This window comes from Sphingobium sp. IP1 (genome assembly GCF_002708645.1).
Classification (GTDB): Bacteria; Pseudomonadota; Alphaproteobacteria; order Sphingomonadales; family Sphingomonadaceae; genus Sphingobium; species Sphingobium yanoikuyae.
On the sequence record NZ_NOIW01000175.1, the window covers coordinates 1 to 6,339 of the forward strand.

The following is a 6,339-nucleotide window of genomic DNA, read 5'->3' on the forward strand; positions in this document are numbered from 1 at the left end:
TCCTCATGACCTCAGGCACAGATACAAGGGGCATCGAGACTTAGGCGCGTAGCGCGTTAGTCGCAGCGGGGTGGGCTTGGGCGACGTCCAGCCCACCCCCTAACCCCCTCCCGTTTACGGGAGGGGGGACATGTCCGCTTCTGGTCGGCTCTCGCCATCAATCCCTGGTGCCCGTTCCGCCGCCCAAGCGGTCGATGATGCGGGTTACGCCCATGTCGGCGGTGACATTGCCGACGGTGCGGAAAATGTCCGGCACGGTTTCGACGGCGAGCAGCAGCGGCAGCGCCTCTACGGGCACGCCCATGGCGAGGCAGATCGGGCCGGTGGTGGTGAAGAAGGTGATCTGGCTCGGCAGGCCCACCGCCGCTAGACTGACGATCGCCGCGACCGCCACGCCCATCGCGATCTGGAGCGGGCCGAGCGCTACCCCGTTCATCGCCGCCACATAAAGGGCGACGCCCAGATTGGCCGGCGGACTGGTGATGCGGAACAGCGAGATGGCGAGCGGCAGCACGATGGAGCGCGTGCTTTCCCGCACCGCCAGCGGGCCGTCGCTCGCTGCGATCATCGCCGGCAGCGAGGCGATCGAGCTTTGGGTCGAAAAGGCGATGAGCTGGGCCGGCAAGACCGCACGGGCAAAGCGGCCGGGCGCGATCCGGCCCAGCAGGATCACCAGCGGATAGACCAGCGCCGTCACGGTCAGGCAGATAAGGACGATGAAGCCGATATAGTGGAGCAGCGCCCCGGCGGTGGCGAGGCCAGAGCGGCTACCGGCCACCAGTGCCAGGGCGAACACCCCGATCGGCGCGAGCCACAGCACCCAGCCGACGACGATCAGTAGCGTGTCCTCCAGCGCAGCAAGAAAGCCGGTCAGCGCGATGCGCCGCTCCTCCGCCACGCGGGTCACGGCGAAACCGAAGACGAGGGCGAAGAGGACGACCGCGACGACCTGCCCCTCGGCCGCGCTGTGGATCGGGTTGGCCGGAATGAAGCCCAGCAACCATTCGGCCGATGGGCGCACGCCGGGCACCTCGGTCGTCGGACCGGCACCGGCGAGCGCCCCCACAGCGCCAGCCGGCACTGGCCAGAGTTGCAGCAGTAGCGGCCCCAGCAGCGCCGCGACAGCCGCAGAGGCCGTGAGCAGCAGCGCAAAGAGGATCAGCGTCCGGGTCGCCGTGCCGCTGGTCCGCGCCGTGCTGGCGGCGGATGCGACGCCGGTGACCAGCAGCGCGAAGATCAACGGGATGAGCGGCATCTGCAGTCCGTTGAGCCAGGCCTTGCCGACCGGCTGGGCAATATCGACGATGCGCGCATCCAGCGCGTCGCCAAATTCCGATAGCGCAATGCCGCACGCCAGCCCCGCGACCAGCGCTATCATGATCCTGACCGTCAACGACATGTGCATTCCCCCTGATGCATGACGGCATCGCTCCCCTGCCGATCAGCCTAAAAGCTTGCAGGCAAAAAGAAAGCCCGGCGATCGCAGGGATCGCCGGGCCAATTTGGTCTGGCTGGGAGCCGACCGTATCTTGACTGCTCAGCCCTTCTTTTCGGGCGGCAGGGTGATCTTCACATCCTCGCCATTCTGGCCAGGGAAATTGGTGAACATCGCGTCGATCAGATTGGGCACCAGATAGGTCAGCTTGTTGGACAGCGACTGGGCGCTGGCCTTGCCCTCGAACAGGCGCAGATTATCGGCCGCACGATCGATCTTCATGCTGAGATCGCTGGTGTAGACGGTGTAGCTCGACACGTCGTTGAAGCCGGCGCCGCCGAACAGCCAGGGATCATAGAAGCCATAGCCCCAGGGACGGCCCCAACGGCCATAGCCCCAGCCGCCGCCGAAATAGGGGCTCGGTCCGAAGCCGCCGGTGGAGCGCACACGCTCCCGGCCATTGTCGACATCATAGGCGACACGCACAATGAGGTCGGCCTTGGCCGGATCGCCTGCGGCGACATAGCCGGTCTGGGTCAGGCGTTGCCCGACCATCTGGGCATAATGGGAAAATTCGAGCCCACCGGCGAGCTTGGGATCGTCGGCGACGATCGTGTAGCTCTGCCCTGCGGGTGCGGGGAGTTGCTGGAAACGGGCGACGTCCGCCTTGAACGACGTGGCGCAGCCGGACAGGGCCACCAACGCCAGCGCGGGCGCTGCGAAAAGGCCGATCTTGCTGAAAGCTTTCATTTTTTCGCGTCCTGAATCAGGCGGATGCCTGTTAGTCTTCTTGCGCCCTGCTCTAGCAAAACGCAACTGAACATCGTTTGAACGCACCAACCCGTCGATTGGACGCAAGCCATGTCCGGTCAATGAAGGGACGGAGTGGCGGCGCCCATTCCGTATGCCTGCCACAGGGGATGGACTCTTTCCCCGCCCCCTGTGGCATCAGGGCATCAGTCAGCGCATCAGGCCCATGGCGTCATAGGCCGCGCGCAGGGTCGGTTCGGCAGCAGCAGCAGCCTTGGCCGCGCCCTTGTCGAGGATCGCGTCGAGCGCAGCATCGTCGGTGCGCAGTTCCACGAAACGCTCGCGCATCGGCCGCAGCGTTTCGACCAGCAACTCGCCCAGCGCCGGCTTGAACGCGCCAAAGCCCTTGCCTGCGAACTGGGCACAGACCGCATCGGGCGTGCTGTTCGACAGGGTCGCATAGATGCCGATGAGGTTGGTCGCTTCCGGACGACCGGCCAGGCCTTCCGCCGTTTCGGGCAGCGGTTCGGGATCGGTCTTGGCCTTCTTCACCTTGGTCATGATCGCATCATCCTCGTCGGTGAGGTTGATGCGGCTCATGTCCGAAGGATCGGACTTGGACATTTTCGCCGTGCCGTCACGCAGCGACATGATGCGTGCCGATTCCTTGGGGATGATCGGAGCCGGCAGAGTGAAGACGTCAGCGCCGAAGTCGGTGTTGAACTTGGTGGCGATGTCACGCGACAGCTCCAGATGCTGCTTCTGGTCCTCGCCCACGGGGACATGCGTCGCCTGATAGAGCAGGATGTCGGCCGCCTGCAGCACCGGATAGACGAACAGGCCGACCGACGCGCCCTCGCGGTCCTTGCCTGCCTTGTCCTTGAACTGGGTCATGCGGTTGAGCCAGCCAATCCGCGCGGTGCCATTCAAGAGCCAGGCGAGTTCGGCATGGGCCGGCACGCGGGCCTGGTTGAAGAGGACCGAGCGATCCGGATCGATGCCCGAGGCGACCAGGGCGGCGGCCATGTCGCGCACATTGCGGATGCGCTGTTCGCGCCCTTCATGGATGGTGATCGAGTGCATGTCGGCGAGGAAGAAGAAGCACTGGCTGCCTTCATCCATCTCGTCCTGCATCTTCACCCAGTTGCGGATCGCGCCAAGGTAGTTGCCAAGGTGCAGATTGCCGGTGGGCTGGATGCCGGAAAGGACGCGCATTACTCTAATCCATTCTGTTGGTTATGGGGTGCCTCGCCGCCGCATCAGCGCCTTGAGGTCGGATAGGCGATAGGCGCCAGTGACGAAGCATGCCAGCCCGTACAGCGCGACGCCCGCGCCGACAAGCAGGGCAAGCCCGATATAGCGGCCGACCATCGGGCCCGAGAGCATCGGATCGAGCAGATCCTCGCCCGCCCAGAGCGCCAGGCCCATGACGACCGCCGCCATGGCGAGGCGCGGGATACGGCGGCGCAGTTGCGGGTCTGCCGTAAAATGGCCACGCGCGACCAGCGTGCGATAGAGCATCGCGACATTGACGGTGGAGGAGAGCGCGGTGGCGAGCGGCGGACCGATATGGCCCAAGGTCGGAATCATCGCGAGATTGCCGACGATATTGATGGCGATCGACAGCATCGCATAACGTACCGGCGTCTTCGTATCGCCGCGCGCATAATAGCCCGGCGTCAGTACCTTCACGAGTACATAGCTGGGCAGGCCGATCGAGAAGGCGGAGAGCGCCCAGCCGCAGCGCATCGCGTCCTCCGCGCTGAAGCGGCCATATTGGAACAGGCCGCGCACGATCGGTTCGGCCACGGTGATGAAGGCGACGGTCGCCGGCAGGGTGAGGAACAGGGCGAGTTCGATGCCCCGGTTCTGCGTCTCCATCGCCGCCTGATCCTCGCCCTTCGACAGCATGCGCGAGATGGTGGGAAGGAGAATGGTGCCCAGGCCGATGCCGATCAGGCCGAGCGGCAGCTGATTCAACCGGTCGGCATAGTAGATATAGGTGATAGAGCCCGAGGCGAGCAGCCAGCCCGACAGCGCGGTGGAGATCAGCAGGTTGATCTGCGACGCGCCGGCACCGGCGGCGGCGGGGACGATGAGGCGCAGCAGTTCGCGCACATCGGCGTCGAGCCGGGGGCGTTTCAATTTCATCGAGACGCCCGCCCGCTTGCAGGCCCAGATCAGCCAGAGCAGTTGCAGCGCGCCGCCGACCGTGACCGACATGGCCTGCACCCGCGCGGTTTCATATTCGTCGGCGCCGTGGAAGAACCACAGCCCCGCGATCATCGCGACGTTGAGCAGGATCGGCGCGGCCGCATTGACCCAGAATTTGTCGAGCGAGTTCAATATGCCGCCGAGCAGCGAAGCCAGGCTGATCAACGCCAGATAGGGAATGGTGATGCGCGATAAAGTGACGGCGAAGGCGAACTGATCCGGGGTCGGATTCTGGCGCGCAAAGCCGCCGGACAGCGCCCAGGTGATCGGCCAGGCCGCCGCCAGCAGGACGACCGTGAACAGGATCAATACCGGCAGCAGCACGGCCAGCGCACGCTCGGCAAAATGATAGCCGTCGGCCATGCCGCCCGGCCCGGCCGCCTTCTTGTTGAACAGCGGGATGAAGGCGGCGGAGAAGGCGCCCTCGGCAAAGAGGGCGCGGAACATGTTGGGCAGGCGGAAGGCCACGCCGTTGAAGGCATCCGACGCAAAGCCGGCGCCGACATAGCGGGCGGCGAGCGAATCGCGCACCAGCGCCAGCACCCGGCTGGCGAGCGTCAGCCCGCCGACCGAGCCAAGGGCCTTCACCAATTTCATGCGGCGGCCCTCCATGCCGTTCGGGCTTCGACAGGCTCAGCCCGAACGGACATCAGAAGCATAAAGCGATCAGGCGTGGCCGGCCGGTTCGCCTGCGGTCGCCTGCATCTGTTCAGCCTGCTGCAGGTAGAGCGCGCCGAAGTCGATCGGGTCGAGCAGCAGCGGCGGGAAGCCGCCGTCGCGGATCGCATCGGCGAGCACGCGGCGGGCGAAGGGGAAGACGAGGCGCGGCGCTTCGGCCAGCATGAAGGGCTGGATCTGGTCCTCGGGCACGTTGCGCATGCCGAACAGCGCGGCATAGACCAGTTCGACGGCAAAGGCGGTGCCCTGCGGCGCGACGGCCTTCACTTCGATCTTCAGCGCGATTTCCAGCACTTCGTCACCGACGCGGTCAGCGCCGATGTTGAACTGGACGTCGATCTGGGGCTGGTCCTGCCACTGATAGACGGCCGGGGCGTTCGGATTTTCGAACGACAGATCCTTCACATATTGGCTGATCAGCGCGATCTGCGGCGCGGTGTCGGCGCCATTGCCGGTCACGTTGGTCTGGATGGTGTCGGCTTCGTCGGCCATTGTCCTCAAATCCTTGCTGATCGTTCGTTGCTCGAAGGGCCGGAACGGCCCGCGATATCGATCCGCGCGCTTAGCAGTGGCGAAAGATCAGGGCAATGCCACCCGACAGGAAGCAGCGTCGGCCAATTGCTGCGCATTACAGGGCAAGCCGATATTTGAAGTATCGTGCAAACATGCCTATGTTGATGGAACATCATCCCGAACAAAGGGTATTTGCCTCCGTGTACGTGATCGTCATCCTCGCCATGATTGCCGGCTTCCTGGCACTGCGGCTCTATTCCGTTCTTGGAAAGCGGACGGGCCATGAGCAGGAGCCTGCGCTGCGTCCGGCGGAGGAACGCGCCAAGGTAGGCGGGTTGCAGCCCCGCCCGATGCCGGAAGCGACGGGCGATTCGGTTCGTCTGGCCGAAGGGCTCATTACCCCGACGGGCGAAGCAGGCGTGCGCGCGCTGATCAGTGCCGATCGCAGCTTTGACGTGCCGCAATTCGTCGAAGGCGCCAAGAGCGCCTATAAGATGGTGCTGGAAGCCTTCTGGCGCGGTGATCGCGACGAACTCGCCTGGCTGTGCGACGCCGAAGTGCTCGGCTCCTTCGAGGAAGCGATCGCGGCGCGCGAAGCCGAGGGCCACGTGCTCGACAATCGCCTGGTGCGGATCGAGAAGGCGCAGATCGTCGATGCCAGCGTCAATGGCCGTATCGCCGAAGTTTCGCTGCGGTTCGAGGCGGACATTGCCGCCGTCACCCGTGATAAGGACGGCAATGTCATTGCC

At 64.9% G+C, this 6,339-nt stretch carries 6 protein-coding genes; 1 reads left to right on the forward strand and 5 read right to left on the reverse strand.

The window, feature by feature from the left end; all coding sequences use genetic code 11:
- Positions 1-157: 157 nt before the first annotated feature.
- The 5 genes from CG471_RS28410 to secB all read right to left on the reverse strand — a co-directional run bounded on the left by CG471_RS28410 (position 158) and on the right by secB (position 5,569).
- Complete coding sequence (locus CG471_RS28410) at positions 158-1,399, reverse strand: dicarboxylate/amino acid:cation symporter (protein ID WP_099234507.1); 1,242 nt, start codon at positions 1,397-1,399, stop codon at positions 158-160.
- Between the two features lie 138 nt (positions 1,400-1,537).
- Positions 1,538-2,185 carry a DUF4136 domain-containing protein gene (locus CG471_RS28415; RefSeq protein ID WP_004210337.1) on the reverse strand — a complete coding sequence of 216 codons (648 nt, stop codon included), beginning with the start codon at positions 2,183-2,185 and terminating at the stop codon, positions 1,538-1,540.
- Between the two features lie 210 nt (positions 2,186-2,395).
- Entirely contained in the window at positions 2,396-3,400 is a 1,005-nt protein-coding gene (trpS, locus tag CG471_RS28420; RefSeq protein ID WP_099234503.1) for a tryptophan--tRNA ligase, read from the reverse strand.
- Positions 3,401-3,421: 21 nt separating this feature from the next.
- Entirely contained in the window at positions 3,422-4,996 is a 1,575-nt protein-coding gene (murJ, locus tag CG471_RS28425; protein ID WP_099234504.1) for a murein biosynthesis integral membrane protein MurJ, read from the reverse strand.
- Between the two features lie 69 nt (positions 4,997-5,065).
- Entirely contained in the window at positions 5,066-5,569 is a 504-nt protein-coding gene (gene secB, locus CG471_RS28430) for a protein-export chaperone SecB (RefSeq protein WP_099234505.1), read from the reverse strand.
- Positions 5,570-5,790: 221 nt separating this feature from the next.
- Here secB and CG471_RS28435 point away from each other — a divergent pair.
- A partial coding sequence (locus CG471_RS28435) for a Tim44/TimA family putative adaptor protein (protein ID WP_099234506.1) occupies positions 5,791-6,339 on the forward strand: 549 nt, incomplete at its 3' end.

Excerpts from the sequence above, each read along its gene's own strand:
- secB (WP_099234505.1), bottom strand. The coding sequence starts at position 5,569 with ATGGCCGACGAAGCCGACACCATCCAGACCAACGTGACCGGCAATGGC.
- trpS (WP_099234503.1), bottom strand. The coding sequence starts at position 3,400 with ATGCGCGTCCTTTCCGGCATCCAGCCCACCGGCAATCTGCACCTTGGC.
- murJ (WP_099234504.1), bottom strand. The coding sequence starts at position 4,996 with ATGAAATTGGTGAAGGCCCTTGGCTCGGTCGGCGGGCTGACGCTCGCC.
- CG471_RS28415 (WP_004210337.1), bottom strand. The coding sequence starts at position 2,185 with ATGAAAGCTTTCAGCAAGATCGGCCTTTTCGCAGCGCCCGCGCTGGCG.
- CG471_RS28410 (WP_099234507.1), bottom strand. The coding sequence starts at position 1,399 with ATGTCGTTGACGGTCAGGATCATGATAGCGCTGGTCGCGGGGCTGGCG.